Consider the following 22,011-nt stretch of genomic DNA (forward strand, 5'->3'; position numbering starts at 1 on the left):
TCTAGGGAAAAAGAAGTTTTTTCCGTGTAGATTCCGTATTTTCTTCAGACCTTGAATTAGCTACCTCGTTATTAGTAATACAATGAATTAATTATTCATAGTAGATAGTTATATGATTGATTCTTTTTGAAAGAATTAATTTATGAATTTATAAGGTATTGATTTGTAAAAGGGATGAATTCAGAAGAGCAACTTTTAATTTTTAATTCAATTTTAATTTCTACTCCAAGCATAGTTTATACTTACGATGTTGAAAATTCCAGAATTCATTTTTTAAATGATGGAATATATGATCAATTGGGATTTCCGAAGAGCGAAATCAAAACAATGCATTTAGATGAGTTTCTAGGGAAAATGCCTTCGTCTGATCAGCATAGATACAAGTCTCATATTGAAGCAGTCTTATTGGGAAGAGAAAAAAAATTTACAGCGTTCGACTATAGGCTACAGAAAAGAAACGGTGATTGGAAATGGTTTAGCGACACAATCTTTCAACTAAAAACAGAGACTCCGGCTAACAAAACATTAGTCGGATATGCTACCGACATTAGTAATATACGTAAGAAAGAAGAAAGATACCAATGGGAAGAAATTCGACTCAAAGCAATTTTAGAAAATACAAGAGAGTATTACATTTTCTTGAACACAGAATTTATAATTCAGTCTTTGAATAAAAATGCGCAAGATTTTCTTTTTAATGCTTATCGTCGAAGTATTTTTGAAGGATATTCAATTTTAGAGTTTTTACCATTAGAGACTACTTCGGTCTTTACGGAAAAATTCAATTATGCGCTCAATGGTGTTCCCATTCATTATGAATCGCAATTTATCGATGAGAAAAAGGAAGTAAAGTGGTATCAGTTTAGTTACATACCCGTTCGAGATAAGAAAGACCGGATAACCAATGTTTGCTTCATCTTTGTGGATATGACAGAAATTCGTAGAACCAACCAGAGCCTCGTTGAATTAAACCGTAGCCTGGAGTTTAGAGTAAGTGAGCGCACAAAGGAATTGGAAGCAGAGGTTGCTCATAGAATAGATACTGAAAACCGTCTAAGGGTTGCACTTGAAAAAGAGAAGGAGCTAAACGAATTAAAATCAAAATTTATCGCACTTGTGTCTCATGAGTTCAAAACACCAATGACTACTATTTTGATGTCAACGCAAATGCTAGAAGAGTATCGAGATATTCATACGGTAGGAGATAGAGAAAAACACTACAATAGAATTAAAGAAGCGACTCTGAGTTTGAATCGATTGATGGAAGGGGTTCTCAGTATTAGCCGCTCTGAGTCATCTCTTATAGATTTTAAACCTGCACTAATCAATGTAAGGAAGTTTTTATCCGGCTTAATTACAAACTTTGAATCGAATCATCCAGCGAATAAATTTGAACTATTTATACCGCCTAACGATGAAATCTTTTTTAATCTGGATTCCAATTTACTTACCCATATACTTGAAAATTTGCTCAGCAATGCAGTAAAATACTCATCAAATAGGGATGCAATTTTTTTAGAAGTATTATTTTTAGATGAACAAATAGAATTTATAGTGAAAAACAAAGGCGAAGAAATTCCCGAAGAAGACCGAGACCATATATTTGAAACTTTTTATAGAGGTAAGAATGTAGAGAATATTTCAGGAACCGGTTTGGGTTTGAGCGTGGTTAAAAATTTTGTGGCTTTGCATAAAGGCACTGTAAGTTTTAAGAGCTCACCAGAAGAAGGAACGGAATTTCACATTAGAATTCCAACGATATAAGAGGAGGTCAATATGGAGACAATACTAATTATTGAGGACGATGAACTAATCAGAGAGAATCTAATTGAACTTTTTACAAATGAGGGATATTTAACATTAGCCGCAGAGAATGGAAAAATTGGCTTGGAATTGGCTATAAAGAGGATTCCAGACATGATTTTATCTGATATCATGATGCCCGAAATGGATGGATTTCAAGTTTATAAAAGCATCCGGTCTGAACCATTGTTATCCGTTATCCCCTTTATTTTTCTTTCCGCCCTTTCGGATAAGTTGAATATTCGCTCCGGCATGGAACTCGGAGCAGATGACTATATCACTAAACCATTTTTAAATTCCGAATTGATCCAGGCAGTAAAGAATCGAATTGAAAAGAGTCGTGCCTCTAAAAAAGCTATGGAAGAATTAAAGTTAAACTTGATTCGTTCTGTGCCTCACGAATTCTTAACACCATTGAATTCGATTTTAGGTTTCTCCCAATTACTCATTGATGGTTGTCATGAAAAAGGAGGAATACCTATAGAGGACGTATTAGAGTTCAGCGGTTATATTCATTCTGCCGGAAACAAACTTTTGCGGATAACTCGTAATTATGTGTTATTCACAGAGCTAACGACTGCGCATAATAGCAGAAAACTTCAAAGCCGTTTGGAGGAAGATGTATACTTCGATGTTGAAAAGACTTTACCTGATTTTATAATGGAGATTGCTAGGCGAGAAAGTTTCGAAAGAAATTTGGAAATACAGTTTGAAAAAGCAAATCTTTCCATTTCAGCAAAAAGTTTGAAGAAAATTTTGGAAGAACTCGTTGATAATGCGATAAAATTTTCTGGAATGCAATCCTTAGTAACAATAAAAGGATTTCGGGAAAGTAATTTTTACAGAATAATCATCGAGGATAAAGGAAAAGGAATGAGCTTTCAAGAAATCCAAAGAGTGGAAGCGTTTACTCAATTCAATAGGTCAACAGTGGAACAATCTGGACTTGGTCTTGGACTCTCCTTAGTTCAAATGTTACTTGATCTAAATCAAGGCGAATTTTGGATTGAGTCTGAAAAGGGTAAGGGAACGAGGGCGAATATACGTGTTGGTTTGTTTGAATCAATGTAGCGTTGTGGTTGATTCTTAAAAATATCATTGACTTTCTCTTTATTCTTGAAAGACTACCAAAGGCAAGAAGCGTATTTTTGTAATAAAACAAAAGGAGCTTTTTTTCACCGAAAAAAAACATGTTTTGAGTTTTAGGACTTGAGGCAAATTTGAAATAATTCCATAACAGTTTTAGGTCTGAACCTTAAAAAAAATGAACGAAAACGTCAAAATTCCGCGATACCCAGTTCTCATTGTAGAAGATAAAAAGGAAAATCAAGTTCTATTGCAAAGTATTTGTAATCAGCTTGGTATTTCGACAGAAACAGCGAGTAATGGTCAAATTGCTTTAGACTTAATTAATACTCGAAAATTTTCCATTTTTATCGTAGACTTAATGTTACCGGTAATGGATGGAAAGACTTTTATTGAGAAATTAAAGGTAATTGACCCACATGCAGTGGTAATCATTCAATCTGCACTCGATGCATCGGATACTATAATCGAAGTGATGCGGCTTGGTGTATTTGATTATGCAGTAAAACCAATTGATATTGATTTGTTTAGACATACGATGTCCAAAGCATTGGAATACAAATACCTAAAAGACCTAGAAGCGGAATTAACTTTAAATGAAAGTATTAAACTGCGCGGTCAATTAGAATGGCTCAATTATAAAGAAACACTTCGGGTAACAGGAAAAGATTCCTACCAAAAAAATTCCATTTTTAATCTAACTACTTCTTTGTCTCAAGGAGGAGGAGTTGGCGTAACTATTTCCTTACTCGATATGTTGAAAATGGATATGGTTGAAAATGGTGACACCTACATTGTAAACAAAGAAGTTCTTGATACCTTGTATGAAAACAATGAATACAGTCGAAGAGTTTTACAAGGACTTGCCACAGTCGTCGAGCTAATGGAGCAGTCATTTAATTTTGCTGATTGTGCTGCTAGTGTGGTTATTAAGGATTTTCCCCAATACTTAAAGGAAATTGTTCCTTTTATGAATAATAAAGATATATCTATTGCATTTCCATCGATTCATTCAAATTGTAAAATCGAGATTGACTTGGAGAAAATGAGACTGGTCTTTGAAGAGCTTTTAATCAATGCATATAAATACTCGGTGCGCTCGAGTAGAATTGATATTTTTGCTCATGTTACAGGAACCTATTTTTGTATTACTTTTAAAAATGAGATTGATGAATTTTCTTATGGAGGAATTCCTCCGGAGAAAGAAAAGTTAGTTCTAGAACCATTTTTTCGAATTCACCCACCGGTAGAAGATATTCTTGCCGTTGAAAAATTTAGTCTAGGTCTTGGGTTAACGGTTGTCGATTTTATAATTAATAAACACAATGGAATGTTTTTTATCCATAACGCCGTGGATCACACAGGAAAGCGACGCACGAATTGCGTGCTTGCTGAGATTTTTTTACCAATTAAATTAGAGAGGAGTTAATATTGTCTAAGAAAATTTTAATTATAGATGACTCTGCTGTATTTCGCAAAGTTGTCTCAATGAACTTAAAACATGCTGGATATGAGGTTGTAGAAGCGATAGACGGAATGGATGCACTTAGTAAACTTTCTACCGCAAAACCAAATCTGATAGTATGTGATGTCAATATGCCAAATATGGATGGGCTTACATTTGTATCTAAAGTTAGAGCGGATGAGGATAATCGATTTATACCCATCATTATGCTGACCACCGAATCACAAGAAGAGAAGAAGAGAAAAGGAATGGAAGCTGGTGCAAAAGCATGGCTAGTAAAACCATTTGCACCGGAGCAGTTGCTTTCTGCCATTTCTAAACTAATTCCATAGTCTATGAGCTTAGAGGTAAAAATCCAAAATCTTTCAAACCATTGCAGGGTTTCATTAATTGGGAAATGCACGATTTATAACGTTGTAAAATTAAGGCAGTCACTTTTAGAAGTAATAAACAGTAATCAAAACATTCTAGTTGATCTCGAAAAAGTAAATGATTTTGATACGGCTGGCGTGCAGATTTTTATTGCAGCAAAGAATACCACCAAGCAGACTCAAAAAAAAATTAAGTTTATTTCTCATCCAACCTGCGTAATTGCAATTCTTGATTTGTATGGTCTTGTTGGTTTTTTTGGAGATAAAATAGTATTAACCGCAGAAGAGCGAAAAGAATTTCCTTTTCGGTATGGAATTAAAAAGCAAAGTATGAGTGGAAATTAATTTATGAATGCAGATTTAGAAGAAGTAAAAGAATTATTTATCTCTGAATCAAGTGAGATTCTTCAAAAAATGGAAAGCATTCTATTGTTTTTAGAATTGAATCCCGTAACCGATGATAAAATTCACGAATTATTTCGATCTATTCATACTATCAAAGGCTCCGCCGGAATTTTCGGTTATGAGGAAACTGTTAATTTTACCCATGTGGTGGAAAGCTTGCTCGATAAAGTGAGAGAAAAGGAAATTCCTCTTGATAAGCCACTCATTTCCCTTTTGCTAGATTGTAGAGATCATATTTCTGATTTGATTGAATATGCGGCTAATGACCGTAAACTTGAAGAGAGTATGATTCTGATCCAAAACGATCTTCTTGCGAAGTTAAATTCCTTTTTTTCTGTTTCCAAAAATGATTTGCAGGATTCCAAGTTAGGACCAATTGCTAGCCAGGAATCTACTTTACCGAATTCAATTCAGATTGGAACCGATGTAAAGCATTGGCATATTTCGCTTAGATTTAAGCCGGATACATATCGCGATGGACTTGAACCATTTTCGGTTTTAAAGTATTTGAATCGCGATGGTGAAATTCTAAACCTAATTACTCTTACTTCTCTAATTCCGGATTTGAATTTAATAGAGCCAGAAAGTTGTTATACCGGTTTTGAAATTGAATATAAATCAGATAAAGACGTGAGTTTTATTCTGCAGGCTTTTGAATTTGTTGAATATGATTGCGCTATAAATATTTTACCTCCTGATCGCTCTTTGCAGGATCTGTTAGATTTTTTTAAAAATTCTGAATTTAAAACTTCAAAGCTTTTAAGAATTCTATTAAACATGGCAACTATTTCTAAAGAGGAATTGAAACTTTTAAATCGATGGAAACGCAAGCAAAATGTTCCGTCTACCATTGGGGCAAATATCGATATTGCGCCAGAAGAGTATCAAGCAATTCAACCTCAATTACCAAAACAAGAAATCAATGCAGAGGAAGAATTAAAAGAAGAACGAATTATTAAGCCAGCGAAGGATGTTGTTGGGTCGCGCGAAAGCAAGATTATCCGCATTGATTCCGGTAAGCTAGATCATCTGATAAATCTAGTTGGAGAATTAGTAATTGGTGGTGCGAATATAAATCAATTGTCGCAAAAAAGGAACGATCCAGAATTATCTGAGTCAGCTTACTTTATGAATCATTTAATTAGCGAGATTAGAGAAACTGCACTTAAAATAAGAATGGTTCAAATAGGTGAAACATTTAACAGATTTCAACGAACTGTTCGAGAAATTGGTCATGAGCTAGGAAAGGAAATTCAGCTTACAATTTCTGGTGGCGATACGGAATTGGATAAAACTGTTGTTGAAAAAATAAATGACCCGCTCATGCATTTAATTCGAAATGCGATTGATCATGGAATTGAATCAAAAGAAGAAAGAGTGGCTAAGGGCAAACCGGCTGGCGGACAATTGCTATTAAACGCTTTTCATGAAACAGGAAGCATTGTTATTGAAGTAAAGGATGATGGAAAAGGTCTTAATCGCGATAAAATTTTAAGCAAAGCAATTGAAAAAGGAATAGTTTCGCCCGATAAACAATACTCTGATGCTGAAATTTATAGAATGATCTTTAAAGCAGGATTTTCGACCGCTGATAAGATTACGAATATTTCAGGCAGAGGTGTTGGGCTTGATGTAGTAGAGAAAAATATTGATGCACTGCGTGGCAGTGTTCAGGTTTTCACTGAAAAGGATAATGGAACGACTTTTAAAGTTCGTTTTCCACTAACGCTTGCAATCATTGATGGGTTTTTATTTCGAGTTGGTCATTCTTTCTATGTTGTGCCTCTTGATTTAGTCGTAGAATGCTTGGAATATAAAGAAGAAGTTATCGGAAACAATTCGGGGAAAAATTATATTAACCTCCGCGGGGAAGTATTACCATTCCTTCGTCTAAGTGAGTTCTTTCAAACAAAAGAAGAAGAAAATTCCAGAAAGAATATCTTAGTAATTCAATATGCGGGTAAACATGTTGGACTCTTAATTGGAACACTTCATGGAGAAATACAGACTGTTATTAAGCCACTCGGAAAAGTTTTTGAAAAACTCAGAGGAATAAGTGGATCTACAATTCTAGGAAGTGGTGAAGTGGGTTTAATCATTGATATTCCTTCTTTGTTTAAACGGGTAGAAGAAATGGAGAGAGCTAGTGTTACTTCAAATGGTTATAATGTTAAAAGTATTTAGTATTAAAAAGTTGGGAGAGTTTGAATGTTAATAAGAAGTATATCTATTAAAGTAAAGCTGTTTTCAGTTATGCTCGTGTCTATGATTGGAATGCTTGCTATTATGATTTCTTTGCAAAATCAAATTACTGATATTGAAACTTTTCTGAATCGTATTATCAGTGACGATAATCAAAAGACTTTTTTAATTAAGGATCTAAAAATTATTGTTAAGGATAACACTATCTTTGCCGCAGAAATGCTGATTCCGCAAGATGATCAAAATTTGAAGCAAATTGCATCGCAAATAGAATTGAATAAAGTAAAACAAGCAAAGCAAATTGAATTGATTGAAAAGACTTTCAGTCAAAAAGACATTAAAGACTCTTCAATGAAAATGAAGGAGAAGTCCGAAAATTTTCTTCGACAACTGAATCTTTTAAAAGAATTGGCTCTTAGTTCAAAGTTTACAGAGGCTAATAATGCTTATGCAAAGGGATTTTTATCAGCGCTTACAATTTTTAACCAATCGATTGATGAATTAAATCGACTTAATGAGACTTCTAAAGAGGAAGCTACAAAGATAAGCCTTAATGATCTAGAGAAACAAAAAAAATCAGTCAGCCTATACAATTTTAGTATTGGCTTACTTGTATCTTTATTATTATTTTATCTGTTAGGTGGAATTATCTATATTATCCATTCTTCTCTGTCCATTGCAAGGCGTATGAATGCAGGAGATTTTTCTATTCGACTCGATGATTCTTCCCGTGACGAACTTAGCAAACTGTCTTCCGTCATGAACAATTTATCTTCAAACTTTGCTGCCATTGGTAAATCGCAAGCAATCATCGAATTTAAAATGGATGGAACTATTATCCGTGCAAATGAAATTTTTTTATCTGCAATGGGATACACGTTAGGCGAAATTCAAGGGCAACATCATCAGATTTTCGTAGAGCCGGAGTATTCTAGAACAGATGGATATAGACTCTTCTGGGCAGCCTTAAACCGAGGTGAGTTTCAAGCAGCAGAGTATAAGAGAATTGGAAAAGGTGGTCGCGAAGTATGGCTACAGGCAACTTATAATCCTGTTCTTGATGCAAGCGGCAAACCATTCAAAGTAATCAAATTTGCAACTGTAGTTACGGCACAAAAGTTAAAGAATGTTGAGTTTGAAGGACAGATTAATGCAATCAACAAAGCGCAAGCAGTAATCGAATTCAAAATGGATGGAACAATTCTTGCGGCAAATGATAATTTTCTGCAAGGAATGGGTTATACATTAGCCGAAATCCAGGGAAAGCATCATCAGATATTTGTTGAGTCAGAGTATGCACGAAGTGAAGACTATAAAAAATTTTGGGATGCACTCAACAGAGGTGAATTTCAAACGGCTGAATACAAGCGAATTGGAAAGGGTGGGCGTGAAGTGTGGTTACATGCTACATACAATCCTGTTTCAGATTTGAATGGAAAACCATTTAAAGTAATCAAATTTGCAACAGTTGTCACAGAGCAAAAACGAAAGACTATTGAGTTTGAAGGACAGATCAATGCAATCAGCAAGGCACAAGCAATAATAGAATTCAATATGGATGGAACCATTCTTGCGGCAAATGACAATTTTCTCCAAGGTATGGGCTATACTTTCGCCGAAATAAAAGGACAACATCATAGATTATTTGTAGATTCTATGTATGCAGCAAGCGAAGATTACCGTTTATTTTGGGCTGCACTCAACAGAGGTGAATTTCAAAGAGCTGAATACAGGCGAATTGGAAAAGGTGGGCGTGAAGTGTGGTTACAGGCCACATACAATCCGATTGTAGATTTTAATGGAAAGCCATTTAAAGTAATTAAATTCGCAACCGTCATCACCGAACAAAAACAAAAGGCAATCGAATACGAAGGGCAAAATATCGCCATTAATAAATCGCAAGCAATCATCGAATTCAAAATGGATGGGACTATCCTTAATGCAAACGAAAATTTTCTAAGAGGCATGGGTTATACGTTAGGCGAAATTAAAGATCAGCATCATAGATTATTTGTAGATTCCATTTATGCAGCAAGCGATGAGTATCGCCAATTTTGGTCAGATTTAAATAGAGGTGAATTTAGAGCAGCCGAGTATAAGAGAATTGGGAAAGGTGGTCGTGAGGTGTGGCTACAGGCAACATACAGTCCAATTTTCGATTTAAACAATAAGCCTTTCAAGGTGATTAAATTTGCAACTGTTATCACAGAGCAAAAGCTCTTAGCAAATGAAACAGCTCGCATTGTTGCCGATTTAATACCAGCTCTTTCAGCTTTAGAGAATGGAAATTTAACGCAAAAGATTACCAACTCCTATGAGGGAGGGTTTGGCAAACTAAAAGATTCTTTCAATAATACACTTCAGACTCTGCAAAATATTATAAACGAAGTAAGAAGTAGCACTGATGCGTTAGTGAGTGCTGCAGAGGAAGTGAGTTCAACAGCGCAGAGTTTAAGTCAGTCGTCGAGTGAGCAGGCAGCCAGTGTTGAGGAGACAAGTGCGTCGTTAGAGGAGATGAGTGCAAATATAAATCAGAATGCGGATAATGCCAAACAGACGAATGCGATAGCGACGAAGGCTGCGACGGATGCAGTTCAAGGTGGAACATCAGTATTAGAGACTGTGAAGGCGATGAAGCAGATAGCGCAGAAGATAGGAATAGTAGAAGATATAGCGTATCAACGAATTTACTGGCGTTAAATGCGGCGATAGAAGCAGCGCGCTGGAGAGCATGGTAAAGGTTTTGCGGTAGTAGCCTCTAAGGAGGTAAAGGAAGTTAGCGGAGCGAAGTCAAATAGCAGCGAACGAGATATCTGAATTAGCCTCATCGAGTGTAGATAGCAGAAATAGCTGGTAAGTTGATAGGAGAAATAATGCCCATCGATTCATAAGACAGCGGATTTGGTTTCAGGAGATAGCAGCGAGTTCTTCAGAGCAAGCGAGTGGAGTAGGTCAGATAAACAAAGCGATAACACAACTAGATTCAGTGACTCAGCAAAATGCCTCAGCGTCGGAAGAATTGGCTTCGACATCAGAAGAATTGACCGGTCAAGCGGAGGCACTGCGAGTTGCCATGACTTTCTTTAAGACAGAAACAGAGAAAGCTAGCGGCGAACGGAAATTACCCGTGAAAACTAAAACACAGCTAACTCATTCAAAGCTTTCCCTCACTCCGAAAATTTCTTCCCAACGGATGAAGAAAGAGACTAATCATGATTTTGAGAAATTTTAGGTTATAGAAGCCGAATGAAAGAAATAGAAGAGAGTCAATATTTAACGTTTCAATCCGGTGCGGAGGTATTTGGTATCGGGATATTGCATATTAAAGAGATAAAGGAATATGCGAGCGTGACAACGATTCCGATGATGCCGGACTATGTGAAGGGAGTAATAAACCTTCGCGGGAATGTAGTTCCGATAATAGATTTGCCTGTTCGATTTGGAAGAGAGAAGACTATAATTTCAAAGCGGACGTGTATTATAATCTTGGAAGTAGAAAGTGAAGGAGAATCAATAGATATAGGCATATTGGTAGACTCTGTGAATGAGGTAATTGATATACCGTTAGGTGCGATAGAAGCGGCACCTAGCTTTGGATCTAAGATACGAACTGAGTTTATTCAAGGAATCGAAATTGGAAACACAATTCGTAATACTTCTAAACGTGAATAGAGTTCTATCCGTATCAGAATTATCTGCTATCGAGGAACAAGTCAATTTGGAAGTGTCAACTTAAAATGAAATAGTCTTAGTGTGGTTAAATGATGTTATCTGTAAAATGTAAGTAGAAATAAATAAAAGACGGGATATAGCTTAGGATAGAATTGGAGTTAAAAATGTTTAATAGAATGAAATTAGAAAGTAAATTCACTGCAATTACAATTGCGTTTGTCGGATTGTTGCTATTTATAACCGGTGTAGTTTTTTTTCAAATCGATGACCTTGGTAAAATGAATAATCGAGTTGTTGAAGAGGATTTGGTAAAATTAGCTTCGTTAAAGATGCGATGAATGCAGCAAGGGATAATGCCATTGCTACCGCAGATTTTTTTCGTAACAGATAAGAGCCGTTATGCTCAAATTGCAGACAGAGTAGCCAAGAATAAAATCACGATAGATCAAAAGTTAAAAACTTTGAAAGAATTGATCGTTTATCCTGAGAATAAAGAAAGGCTAGAAAAAGTAATCGCGCAAAGGAAAGTTTATGTAGAAAGCTTCACTGAAATTAGGGATATGATCGTAGAGCGTGGTCAAATCAAAGAAGCGACTGTAAAGTATACAAACGATCTGAATCCAAAGTTAGAGCTGTATATGGAATTGTTTGATGAACTGTTGCGAGGGCTTGATACAGTTACTAAGCAGAATCAACGAAAGAATAAGGAAGCAATTCAGTTTTCGAAGGTATTTCTTGTTAGTCTGAATTTAGGTGTAGTGCTTGTTTTATTGGTAGGTTGGATTTTCGTTAGAGGGATTATTAGAAAAATGGAGATTTCAAGTATTGAGAATCTTCAGTATAAAGTTGCTTTAGAATGCACAAATGCTAATATCATGATGGCGGATAATGATCGTAAAGTCACATATATGAATCGGTCCATAAAGAAAATGTTTTCGATAGCGGAATCAGACATTAGAAAAGATTTTCCGGGCTTTAGTGTTTCGACCATTATGGGTTCAAATATTGATAATTACCATAGAAATCCTGCCCACCAAAAAGGAATTTTATCTTCCCTCAATTCGGAATTCAAGTCTTCCATTACTATAGGTGGAAGAAGTTTTAATTTATTTGCAAATCCAATTATTGATGAACATGGAGTCAGATACGGGACTTCTGTAGAATGGTATGATGTTACTTCTGAAAAAGCTGCAAAGCATGAATTGGAAATGGCAATGAAAGAGAATCTTCAGATACGAGTAGCTCTCGACAATGTGACGACTAACGTTATGATGGCGGATAATGATCGTAATGTTGTTTATATGAATAAAGCAATTACTTATATGTTTCAAAATGCAGAGTCTGATATTCGAAAGCAATTTCCAGGATTTAGCGCAAATAATATTATGGGAAAAAATATTGATATTTTCCATAAAATCCCTGCTCATCAAAAACAAATTCTTGGTAGTTTCACAGCTAGCCATAATGCAACAATTGATATAGGTGGTAGAATATTCACATTAGCCGCAAATCCCGTCATCAATGATAAAGGCGAAAGACTTGGAAGCGTAGTTGAGTGGAAAGATATTACAAGTGAACTAATTTCCAAAAAGACTTAGAAAAACGATGAACGAGAATTTGCAAATTCGTGTTGCCTTAGACAATGTTACAACTAACGTTATGATGGCAGACAAAGACATGAAGATCGTTTATATGAATAAAGCTATTTTGGAAATGTTTGGAAGAGCCGAATCTGATATTAGAAAACAGTTCCAAGGTTTTACTTCTAGCAAAATACTTGGTCTAAGCATTGATTCCTTTCATAGAAATCCAGCTCATCAGAGACAAGTTTTAGGCTCCATAACTTCCACCCACAATGCAACGATTCAAATTGGTGGTAGATCCTTTACATTAGCCGCGAATCCAGTGATCAATGACAAAGGCGAGAGACTCGGGAGCGTCGTAGAATGGAATGATATAACCGGTCAGCTATTAATCCAGAAAGAAATTGATGAGATTGTAAATGGTGCAGTGAAGGGTGACTTTACGAAACGAATTAGCTTAGAGGGGAAAGAAGGCTTTTACAGGCAATTGACAGAAGGAATGAATCGGTTAATGGAAGTTAGCTCCAGAGGTTTGGAAGAAGTGGTTCGAATTCGGAGCATTGGCTAACGGTAATTTAACCGAGAAAATTACAAATGACTATGAAGGAACCTTTGGAAGGAAGTAGCACTGATGCGTTAGTGAGTGCTGCAGAGGAAGTGAGTTCAACAGCGCAGAGTTTAAGTCAGTCGTCGAGTGAGCAGGCAGCCAGTGTTGAGGAGACAAGTGCGTCGTTAGAGGAGATGAGTGCAAATATAAATCAGAATGCGGATAATGCCAAACAGACGAATGCGATAGCGACGAAGGCTGCGACGGATGCAGTTCAAGGTGGAACATCAGTATTAGAGACTGTGAAGGCGATGAAGCAGATAGCGCAGAAGATAGGAATAGTAGAAGATATAGCGTATCAAACGAATTTACTGGCGTTAAATGCGGCGATAGAAGCAGCGCGAGCCGGAGAGCATGGTAAAGGTTTTGCGGTAGTAGCCTCTGAGGTAAGGAAGTTAGCGGAGCGAAGTCAAATAGCAGCGAACGAGATATCTGAATTAGCCTCATCGAGTGTACAGATAGCAGAAATAGCTGGTAAGTTGATAGGAGAAATAGTACCATCGATTCATAAGACAGCGGATTTAGTTCAGGAGATAGCAGCGAGTTCTTCAGAGCAAGCGAGTGGAGTAGGTCAGATAAACAAAGCGATAACACAACTAGATTCAGTGACTCAGCAAAATGCCTCAGCGTCGGAAGAATTGGCTTCGACATCAGAAGAATTGACCGGTCAAGCGGAGGCACTGCGAGTTGCCATGACTTTCTTTGTTACAGATGAAAAAGAAAGATCTACAATTTACTCCAAATGCAGGTAGACCGGTTAATACGAATAAGCCACTTCAATTTCAAAAAAAGACGCCTCGCGTAGAGACTAATCATGATTTTGAGAAATTTTAGGTTATAGAAGCCGAATGAAAGAAATAGAAGAGAGTCAATATTTAACGTTTCAATCCGGAGCGGAGGTATTCGGTATCGGGATATTGCATATCAAAGAGATAAAGGAATATGCGAGCGTGACAACGATTCCGATGATGCCGGACTATGTGAAGGGAGTAATAAACCTTCGCGGGAATGTAGTTCCGATAATAGATTTGCCTGTTCGATTTGGAAGAGAGAAGACTATAATTTCAAAGCGGACGTGTATTATAATTCTGGAAGTAGAAAGTGAAGGAGAATCAATAGATATAGGCATATTGGTAGACTCTGTGAATGAGGTAATTGATATACCGTTAGGTGCGATAGAAGCGGCACCTAGCTTTGGATCTAAGATACGAACTGAGTTTATTCAAGGAATCGGGAAATTGGAAACACAATTCGTAATACTTCTAAACGTGAATAGAGTTCTATCCGTATCAGAATTATCTGCTATCGAGGAACAAGTCAACTCAGACACGGCTAATTAGCATTTTTCTCTATGGAAATTCCAGTTCTAAAAGACAATGACTTCAAATTTTTTCAAGATCTAATTTTTCAATTGGCTGGGCTAAGCATGAGTGCTGCCAAAAAGCCCCTTGTCGGAAATAGATTAGTTACCAGGCTAAGATACTATGAATTAAGGTCTTACGAAGAATATGTGCATATTCTTCGTAATCCCCACAATGATGCTGAGAGGCAAATCTTTATTGACCTCTTAACTACAAACGAAACTAGTTTTTTTAGAGAGCCAATTCATTTTGACTTTATGAAATCTCATATTTTAAATCAAGACTCTTTACCGAATCCATTTAGAGTTTGGAGTGCCGCCTGTTCTTCTGGTGAAGAGCCTTACAGCATTGCAATGCTTTTAGAAGATAAAATTCGCGGTGTTAATTGGGAGCTGCTTGCTTCAGATATTAGTTCAAGAGTTTTAGAAAAATCCCAAAAGGGACTTTATCCGATTGATAAATCTGAGAAAATTCCAATGGATTACTTGAAAAAATACTGTCTAAAAGGAAAGAACGCAAATGCGGGATATTTCAAAATTTCCGATGAGATACGAGATAGAATTAAATTTCTTCCTCTGAATCTAAATGAGCCATTTCCCAATTTTGGAAAATTTAGCATTATATTTTTACGAAATGTCATGATATACTTTGATAAGGAAACGAGAATTAAACTCATAAGGAAAATATCTGATTCATTATACCAAGGGGGATATCTATTTATAGGTCACTCAGAAACCCTTTTGGAAATTACTGATCAGCTTGCAATGGTCCGACCTACTATTTATAGGAAAAAATGAATTTACCGGAGCATATACTTGAAATATTTTTGATGCCGGGCGATTTTTTTTGGGGCGATTCTTCTACTCGAATTAGGACAGTATTAGGCTCTTGCATTTCCATTTGTCTGTGGCATCCTGTAAAAAAACAAGGTGGTATGTGTCATTATATGCTACCGACGAGAAACATTGACTTAGCAGCGAATAATATGAAGTTAAATGGAAAATATGGAGATGAAGCATGGCAAATGTTTTTGCGAGAAATTCGAAAGACGAATACAAAGCCGTCTGAATACCTGGTAAAATTATTCGGTGGGTCAAATATGTTTACGCCTACAGAGAAAAGCATTCCTGATATGGGTGTTGGAGATAAGAACATTGATCTTGCTAGAAGAATAATTAGTGAGTTCAAATTAAATCTAGTCTCGGAGAATTTGGGTGGAAATAAACCTCGTAGAATTCACTTTGATGTATGGAGTGGAAATGTGTGGTTGAAGAGGCAGGAGGAGTGAATGAATAAAATTCGAGTTGCGGTTATTGATGATTCGGCGCTGGTAAGGCAAATTTTTACAGAAATAATTAACGCAGAGCCTGAGTTAGAATTATTATTTACAGCCTCTGATCCATTGTTTGCACTTGAGAAAATGCGAAACGGTTGGCCTGATGTTATAATACTTGATGTTGAGATGCCTAGAATGGATGGGATCACTTTCCTGAGAAAAATTATGCAGGAAAGACCGACGCCTATTATAATGTGCTCTACATTAACACAAGCAAATTCTCCGACACTTATGCAAGCTCTTCAAAACGGAGCGATAGATATTTTTACAAAGCCTTCCGTTGGATTAAAAGATTTTCTATCTGACTCAAAGCGCTTATTCATTGACGCCATTAAAGCAGCCTCCGTTTCCAATCTAAAGAAATTAAATATTAAAAATTATCAACCCGGCGGAAAAACGATATTAGCCGAATTTGATAATGTTAAGGTTAAATCAATAGTAACCACAGAGTTGACAACTACAGATAAAGTAATAGCAATAGGAACATCTACGGGTGGAACTATTGCATTGGAATATATCCTTACTCAGTTAGAAGTGAATTGTCCGGGAATCGTTATTGTGCAGCATATGCCTGAGAAGTTTACAGCCGCTTTCGCAGAGAGATTAAACAAAATCAGTAAAATAGAAGTGAAAGAAGCAGTAGATAAAGACCGAGTGATGCACGGCGTTGCACTCATTGCGCCGGGTAATAAGCATATGTCTCTGCGGCGAAGTGGTGCTCAATATTATGTAGACATTTCGGATGGTCCTTTAGTGAGTCGTCATAGGCCTTCTGTGGATGTTCTTTTTAGATCAGTTGCAAAACATGCAGGAGCAAATGCAGTGGGTATTATTATGACTGGAATGGGTGACGATGGGGCTAATGGTATGAAAGAAATGCATGAGCAAGGAGCTTTTACAGTTGCACAGAATGAAGAGTCTTGCGTTGTATTCGGTATGCCAAAGGAAGCTATTAAAAAAAATGCAGTCGACAAAGTAATTTCTCTGGAAGAAATTCCAAGTGTTATAATGAAGTATAGGTCAATATGAGTAAATCTGTTTATCGTAAAGAAGAAATAATTCGTCCTGATGGAAGTGTTGGCTTTGCTATCGTCTCCTTTAATTTGGAAGATGTCTATTACAAAGTAAAAGAAGTTTTGAACAAATACTTTTCTGATGTGTTATTTGAGAGTATTCCGCTCACGGGATGGACGGCTTCACCTTCGGAAATTGGATTTAATCCACCGGGGAATAAAACGCGTATCCTCTCCTTCAAGAGACGAATCAATCGAGAAGAGCTGCCAGAGATAAAAGAACGATGCATTCAAATTGTGAATACGTTTCAAAAGCAAGATAGTTCCATTAAAATTATTCCAGGTTATCAAACCCTTTTTAATACAATACTTGCATCAACGACAGATGATTTTCATAAGATTTATTTATTTCATGGAGTTTTTGCAGAGGTAGTTTATAAATATGAAAGCAGGTTATTGCAGTGCACTGATACTGCGCCAACCTTTTTTTTGAATACGGATGTGATTTATTATTTTACAAACCTACGTGAATACTTCAACCAATCAAAACAAATTCAATAAGCAAGAGAGATTAACGTAAATGAAAGCACTGATCAGAACAATTATAAACATTCAATTTTTTTTTCTATTATTGACGGTAAATTATTGTAAGCCTCCTGAATTAAAAGTATTAAGCATTGAGTTATGCGAGAATTTTAGCAGTGAAGGAGTTTGTCGGGAAAAAATAAGTAATGCACATACTTATAATATTGCGATTGACCGAGCAAAAAAATTTGAAAGTTGGGAAGCTCTTAGTAATTATATGTATTTTCATTCAAGGCAAACACCTGGATTTATAGTTCGCTTCAATAGAAAATTTACTCTCACTGAAAAAGAAATTTTGCACAAGACTTATAAAGCTAATTACAGTTTTTATGGATCGAGTGGACATGTAGAGGGTCTTGATATAGGAGAGGACTGGATTGGTTCTTTTCAATATTTGGGAAGTGTTATCAAGGATAGGCAAAGATTATTCAAAGAGGAAAAGAATTATCCCAAAATCGAGTTGCTCTTTCCTGCAAATTTGAAATTCACTTTTGAATCAGGACTTGCTAAAGGGGATATTACCACAGAATTGAACGTTAATTTACAATACAAAGAATAGAGAACGGTTCTCTTGAAAGAAGCTAAAGTTTAAAAATTGAAAGTGAAAACCTCTTTAGATGAAGTTAATTCAAAAACTCATTACATTTTTTATATTCTTTGCTTTCGTTGTTAGCATTTACTTATCAATCTATCGCGGAATCTGGCAAAACCTTTATATTTACACAAATAGTGATTTATTGTATATTCCCTCTCTCGTTAAAGACTTTTGGGAAGGCTTCTATGATTGGAGATTATGGGTATTAACCCCGGCTCCTTATTTTTTCCCCGATATAATTATTTTCTTATTTATAAGTTATTTTACTTCTAATTTATATCTTTCCTTTTTTATATACGGTTTGGTTTTTGCTTTGTCTTTGATTTATACAGTTGTTTCTTTAATTCAAATGAATCAGGCTCATGTTTCAACTATTGGTATTTACAAAGCGGCAATTTATTATTTTACGCTATTTATTTCTATCCTGGCTTTTTTTCCAGATGATATTGGTTTGTTTCTATTTCCATCTTACCATACGAGTTCTATTCTACTCAGCTTATTTTTGTATGTAATTTTATTAAAAGCTAGAACGAGGATTCGAATATTTCTATTTATCAGTATTTCTACACTTGCAGTTCTTTCTGATAAACAAATCTTGTATACATTTTACTTTCCTTTTTTAATCGCTTCGTTTTCTCTTAAGTCAAAAATTAGCAATAAAATCCATTGGAAATGCTTATTCTATTTTCTAACGAGTCTAGTTTTTAGTTCATTGATTTTAAAACTTTTATCAGCTTTTGACATATTTCAAATTCCTTCGATTCCAATCATGGCGGAGTTAAAAAAGAATATTTTGCAAATGAAAGCAATTGCAAATACCAAGCATATTCTGCCGGAATTACGGCTATTTTTCTATGATTATTTTTCAAAAAAACTTATTTTATTTCTAACATTTCTAATATCATTAGGGTTAAATATCTATTATTCGATAAAAAAATTTGAATCAAGAATTGATATACGTTTATTTTCTAGATTTGTTTTATTGATTTATTTCTTTTCAATTTTATCTCAAATGTTCTTCGGAGTATGGGGAGGATTTAGATATTTATGGGCTTTGTTTTTTTTTCCATACTTCTCAATTTTTTATTACACATGGAATTATCGGAATAGAATTTTAACAAACCAAGGTTTAAGCGCAGTAAGGGGGGACAAACATTTATACTTTTTAGAAGGAATAGATCAAACCAGGTTCCTCGGTTTTAGCTATATAATAAGCTTCCTTTTAATTTGTATAACTTGGTTCTTTCTTTTTCAAAAGGAATCTATAAAAATAGAGTATAACAATCCTTATCCTCCTTTTGTTTCTTGTCTTGATTCTCTAAAGACAAAATATAATTTACGAAGTGGAATTTCTGATTACTGGAATGCAAAGCATATTCGATATTTGTCGCACAAGGGGCTAATAGTAAATCAAGTCTTTGTCGATTTTGAAAAATATAGTTGGATTCATAATCGCGATTGGTATAACAAAGACAAGGAAGGGAAAGCAATTTTCTACAATTTTGTAATCCCTGAGAGACTCGATACTGCAAGGATTCAAAAAAAAATTGAAAGCCAAAAAATAATAGAGCAATGTGAAGGGAAAGAAATTTACATTTATCAGAAAGGATTTGAGTTTTAGACTCGATTTTTTGCTCGAAGGGGGACTTGAACCCCCACACCTTGCGGCACAAGCACCTCAAGCTTGCGTGTCTACCAATTCCACCATCCGAGCGTGTAGATAAAGTCAGGATTATTCGCTCATAATTTTTGTAAAGAATTTTAGCTTTCAATTAAATACTGAAATAAAAAATTCTTTCAACTCAAATCGGATTTCTCTAATTGTAAGACAAAGCCATATACTTTCAAGCTGAGCCTTTCTTGCAAATTTTCCAATTTCCGAAGAAATATTTATTATCTCTAAAGCTTACCAATTTCTCTTGCTGCAATGTTTCCTTCTAGGATAGCACGCTTAGCGTCTAATCCTGAAGTCTCCTTCGCACCACCGATTACGAAAACTTGTTTTTCTGGGTGCTTCTCTTTGTAAGAATTTGCTAATGAATCTTCCTTATCTTGACCCGCACAAACTAGAATTGTATCGCATTCGATAATTTTTTCTCCGGACGATTTCAAGTCTATGACAAGTCCTTCTTCTCTAACTTCTTTGTAGCTGAGGGATGTATAGAACTCAACTCCAGTTGATTGTAATTCCTGTAAAAGCGCCCAACCCGTAGTAGTTCCAAGTCCTGCCCCAACTTTGCCTGACCTGCGCAAAATGGAGATTTTGCGCTTTGCGGAATGTGGTTGAATTTTTACATCCGTAAACGAGGCAACATTGTATTTTGCAAAGTATTCATCGATCGTCGGATCGTGGTCTTCGAGAAGTTTGTGAGCCGAGTCACACCCGATTCCTCCACCACCGATGATGGCGATTTTTTCTCCTGGAATAAATTTTCCGTTTAAATAATCCACATAGCTTCCCACTTTCTTTTTTTCTAAACCGGGGATATTAAAACCGCGGGGGCGAACACCGGTTGCAAATACAACTGCATCAGGATTTAATTTTTCAAGCATTTCTAGACTGCATTCCGAGTTTAACTGGATATTAACCCCAAGGTATTTTAGCTCATGCTCGAAATAACGAATTGTTTCTTTAAATTCAAACTTCCCTGGAATACTCGCTGCCATATTGAGTTGTCCACCGAGCTTATTTGATCTTTCGTATAACGTTACTTCATGTCCGAGTGTCGCAGAAAGGCGGGCTGCTTCCATTCCGCCGGGACCCGAACCAATGATAACTACTTTGCTTTTCTTACCTTTAGGCATTTGGGAAAATTCTAATTCTCTGTTTGCCTCAGGATTTACGAGGCAAGACACCATTAGCTCCTTAAAGGTATGATCCAGGCAGGCTTGGTTGCAGGCTATACAAGTATTTACTCTCTCAGAATTTCCTGCTTTTATTTTATTTACGAATGCAGGATCAGCAAGCATTGGTCGCGCCATACTGACAATATCCGCTTCTCCATCTTTTAAAATTCGAACAATCGTTTCTGGAATATTAACTCGATTAGATGCAATGATAGGAACACCCGGAGTTGCATCTTTAATTTTCTTTGCAATCTTTGCCCAGGCTCCACGGGGAACTAACATACTGATTGTTGGTATTCTAGATTCATGCCAACCGATTCCTATGTTGAGCGCATTCGCTCCGTTATCCCTAAGTAGCTTTGCCATGATCAATACTTCTTCGAGAGTTGGATTTCCAGGAATTAAATCAATGCCGGACATTCTATAAACGATCGGATAATCAGGACCTACCATTTCTCTTACTTTTTTCAAAGCTTCGATTCCAAAGTTCATTCTTTTTTCTGAATTTCCGCCAAAGAAATCTTCTCTTTGATTGGTTACAGGCGAAAAAAATTGGTTTATTAAATAACCTTCGCTTCCCATGATTTCTACAGCGCCAAATCCTACTTGTTTAGCGCGTAATGCCGATTTGCCGAAGTCTTCAATTGTTTTCCATGCTTCGTCTTCAGTAAGAGCGTGAGGAACAAATCGATTGATAGGTGCACGAATAGCAGATGGAGCAACCAATTCTCTGTGATAGGCATAACGTCCTGCATGAAATAATTGAGCGCATAATATACCTTTGCCTTTTAAGCCCTGGTTTACTTTTTCTAATTCCTTGCAGTCTTCTTCTTTTTCAAAGTTGAAGAAAATATTATTTCCTTTGCCCGCATGATTGACTGAAATTCCTCCAGTGGTTATCATTCCCACTCCGCCATCGAAGCGTCTGCCGTAGAAGGCAATCATTCGCTCGGCTGTTTCGGGTAAGCCTTCTAGACCTAAATGCATTGATCCCATAATGATTCTATTTGGTAGTGTTGTTTTGTTGATTTTAATTGGTTCAAAGATTTCTTTAAATTCCATTTGCATTTCCTTTCTTAT

18 protein-coding genes, 1 tRNA gene and 5 pseudogenes are annotated in these 22,011 nt (G+C 36.1%); 22 read left to right on the forward strand and 2 right to left on the reverse strand.

What is annotated here, in order from left to right; translation table 11 throughout:
* Positions 1-174: 174 nt before the first annotated feature.
* The 22 genes and pseudogenes from IPH52_23230 to IPH52_23335 all read left to right on the forward strand — a co-directional run bounded on the left by IPH52_23230 (position 175) and on the right by IPH52_23335 (position 19,705).
* Positions 175-1,764: a PAS domain S-box protein gene (locus tag IPH52_23230; GenBank protein MBK7057912.1), complete on the forward strand. Its 1,590-nt coding sequence runs from the start codon at positions 175-177 to the stop codon at positions 1,762-1,764.
* Positions 1,765-1,776: 12 nt separating this feature from the next.
* On the forward strand, positions 1,777-2,874 hold the full coding sequence (locus tag IPH52_23235) for a response regulator (GenBank protein ID MBK7057913.1): 1,098 nt from the start codon (positions 1,777-1,779) through the stop codon (positions 2,872-2,874).
* Positions 2,875-3,067: 193 nt separating this feature from the next.
* Positions 3,068-4,318, forward strand: coding sequence for a response regulator (locus IPH52_23240; protein MBK7057914.1), 1,251 nt, complete (start codon positions 3,068-3,070; stop codon positions 4,316-4,318).
* Between the two features lie 2 nt (positions 4,319-4,320).
* Positions 4,321-4,686, forward strand: coding sequence for a response regulator (locus tag IPH52_23245; GenBank protein MBK7057915.1), 366 nt, complete (start codon positions 4,321-4,323; stop codon positions 4,684-4,686).
* Positions 4,687-4,689: 3 nt separating this feature from the next.
* Complete coding sequence (locus IPH52_23250; protein MBK7057916.1) at positions 4,690-5,070, forward strand: STAS domain-containing protein; 381 nt, start codon at positions 4,690-4,692, stop codon at positions 5,068-5,070.
* 3 nt (positions 5,071-5,073) lie between these two features.
* Entirely contained in the window at positions 5,074-7,314 is a 2,241-nt protein-coding gene (locus IPH52_23255; GenBank protein ID MBK7057917.1) for a chemotaxis protein CheA, read from the forward strand.
* Positions 7,315-7,338: 24 nt separating this feature from the next.
* Positions 7,339-7,875 (forward strand): annotated as a pseudogene (locus IPH52_23260) (MCP four helix bundle domain-containing protein).
* A gap of 144 nt (positions 7,876-8,019) precedes the next feature.
* Positions 8,020-8,451 (forward strand): annotated as a pseudogene (locus IPH52_23265) (PAS domain-containing protein).
* Positions 8,452-8,520: 69 nt separating this feature from the next.
* Positions 8,521-8,820: pseudogene (locus IPH52_23270) on the forward strand (PAS domain-containing protein).
* Positions 8,821-8,886: 66 nt separating this feature from the next.
* Positions 8,887-10,564, forward strand: a pseudogene (locus tag IPH52_23275) (PAS domain-containing protein).
* Between the two features lie 23 nt (positions 10,565-10,587).
* Positions 10,588-11,068 (forward strand): annotated as a pseudogene (locus IPH52_23280) (purine-binding chemotaxis protein CheW).
* A 100-nt stretch (positions 11,069-11,168) separates the two neighbouring features.
* Positions 11,169-11,342, forward strand: a complete 174-nt coding sequence (locus IPH52_23285; protein ID MBK7057918.1) for a hypothetical protein — start codon at positions 11,169-11,171, stop codon at positions 11,340-11,342.
* Positions 11,343-12,602, forward strand: a complete 1,260-nt coding sequence (locus IPH52_23290; protein ID MBK7057919.1) for a PAS domain-containing protein — start codon at positions 11,343-11,345, stop codon at positions 12,600-12,602.
* A 7-nt stretch (positions 12,603-12,609) separates the two neighbouring features.
* Positions 12,610-13,155 (forward strand): PAS domain-containing protein, encoded by a 546-nt coding sequence (locus IPH52_23295; protein MBK7057920.1) that lies wholly within the window; start codon positions 12,610-12,612, stop codon positions 13,153-13,155.
* A 26-nt stretch (positions 13,156-13,181) separates the two neighbouring features.
* Positions 13,182-13,946 (forward strand): hypothetical protein, encoded by a 765-nt coding sequence (locus IPH52_23300; protein MBK7057921.1) that lies wholly within the window; start codon positions 13,182-13,184, stop codon positions 13,944-13,946.
* A gap of 105 nt (positions 13,947-14,051) precedes the next feature.
* Complete coding sequence (locus IPH52_23305; GenBank protein ID MBK7057922.1) at positions 14,052-14,534, forward strand: purine-binding chemotaxis protein CheW; 483 nt, start codon at positions 14,052-14,054, stop codon at positions 14,532-14,534.
* Between the two features lie 11 nt (positions 14,535-14,545).
* Entirely contained in the window at positions 14,546-15,352 is an 807-nt protein-coding gene (locus IPH52_23310) for a protein-glutamate O-methyltransferase CheR (protein MBK7057923.1), read from the forward strand.
* Complete coding sequence (locus IPH52_23315) at positions 15,349-15,843, forward strand: chemotaxis protein CheD (protein MBK7057924.1); 495 nt, start codon at positions 15,349-15,351, stop codon at positions 15,841-15,843. The genes IPH52_23310 and IPH52_23315 overlap by 4 nt, the downstream gene beginning before the upstream one ends.
* Entirely contained in the window at positions 15,844-16,920 is a 1,077-nt protein-coding gene (locus tag IPH52_23320; protein ID MBK7057925.1) for a chemotaxis response regulator protein-glutamate methylesterase, read from the forward strand.
* On the forward strand, positions 16,917-17,465 hold the full coding sequence (locus IPH52_23325; protein ID MBK7057926.1) for a DUF4416 family protein: 549 nt from the start codon (positions 16,917-16,919) through the stop codon (positions 17,463-17,465). Before IPH52_23320 ends, IPH52_23325 begins: the two co-directional genes overlap by 4 nt.
* Positions 17,466-17,484: 19 nt before the next feature.
* Positions 17,485-18,048: a hypothetical protein gene (locus IPH52_23330; GenBank protein MBK7057927.1), complete on the forward strand. Its 564-nt coding sequence runs from the start codon at positions 17,485-17,487 to the stop codon at positions 18,046-18,048.
* A 58-nt stretch (positions 18,049-18,106) separates the two neighbouring features.
* On the forward strand, positions 18,107-19,705 hold the full coding sequence (locus IPH52_23335) for a hypothetical protein (GenBank protein ID MBK7057928.1): 1,599 nt from the start codon (positions 18,107-18,109) through the stop codon (positions 19,703-19,705).
* Between the two features lie 11 nt (positions 19,706-19,716).
* On the opposite strand, the gene IPH52_23340 is transcribed toward IPH52_23335, so the two are convergent.
* Together IPH52_23340 and IPH52_23345 are read right to left on the reverse strand one after the other, a co-directional pair.
* Positions 19,717-19,798, reverse strand: a tRNA-Leu gene (locus IPH52_23340).
* A gap of 185 nt (positions 19,799-19,983) precedes the next feature.
* Positions 19,984-21,993, reverse strand: coding sequence for an FAD-dependent oxidoreductase (locus tag IPH52_23345; GenBank protein ID MBK7057929.1), 2,010 nt, complete (start codon positions 21,991-21,993; stop codon positions 19,984-19,986).
* Positions 21,994-22,011: the final 18 nt, after the last annotated feature.

The sequence above is a fragment of the Leptospiraceae bacterium genome (assembly GCA_016708435.1).
Taxonomy (GTDB): domain Bacteria; phylum Spirochaetota; class Leptospiria; order Leptospirales; family Leptospiraceae; genus UBA2033.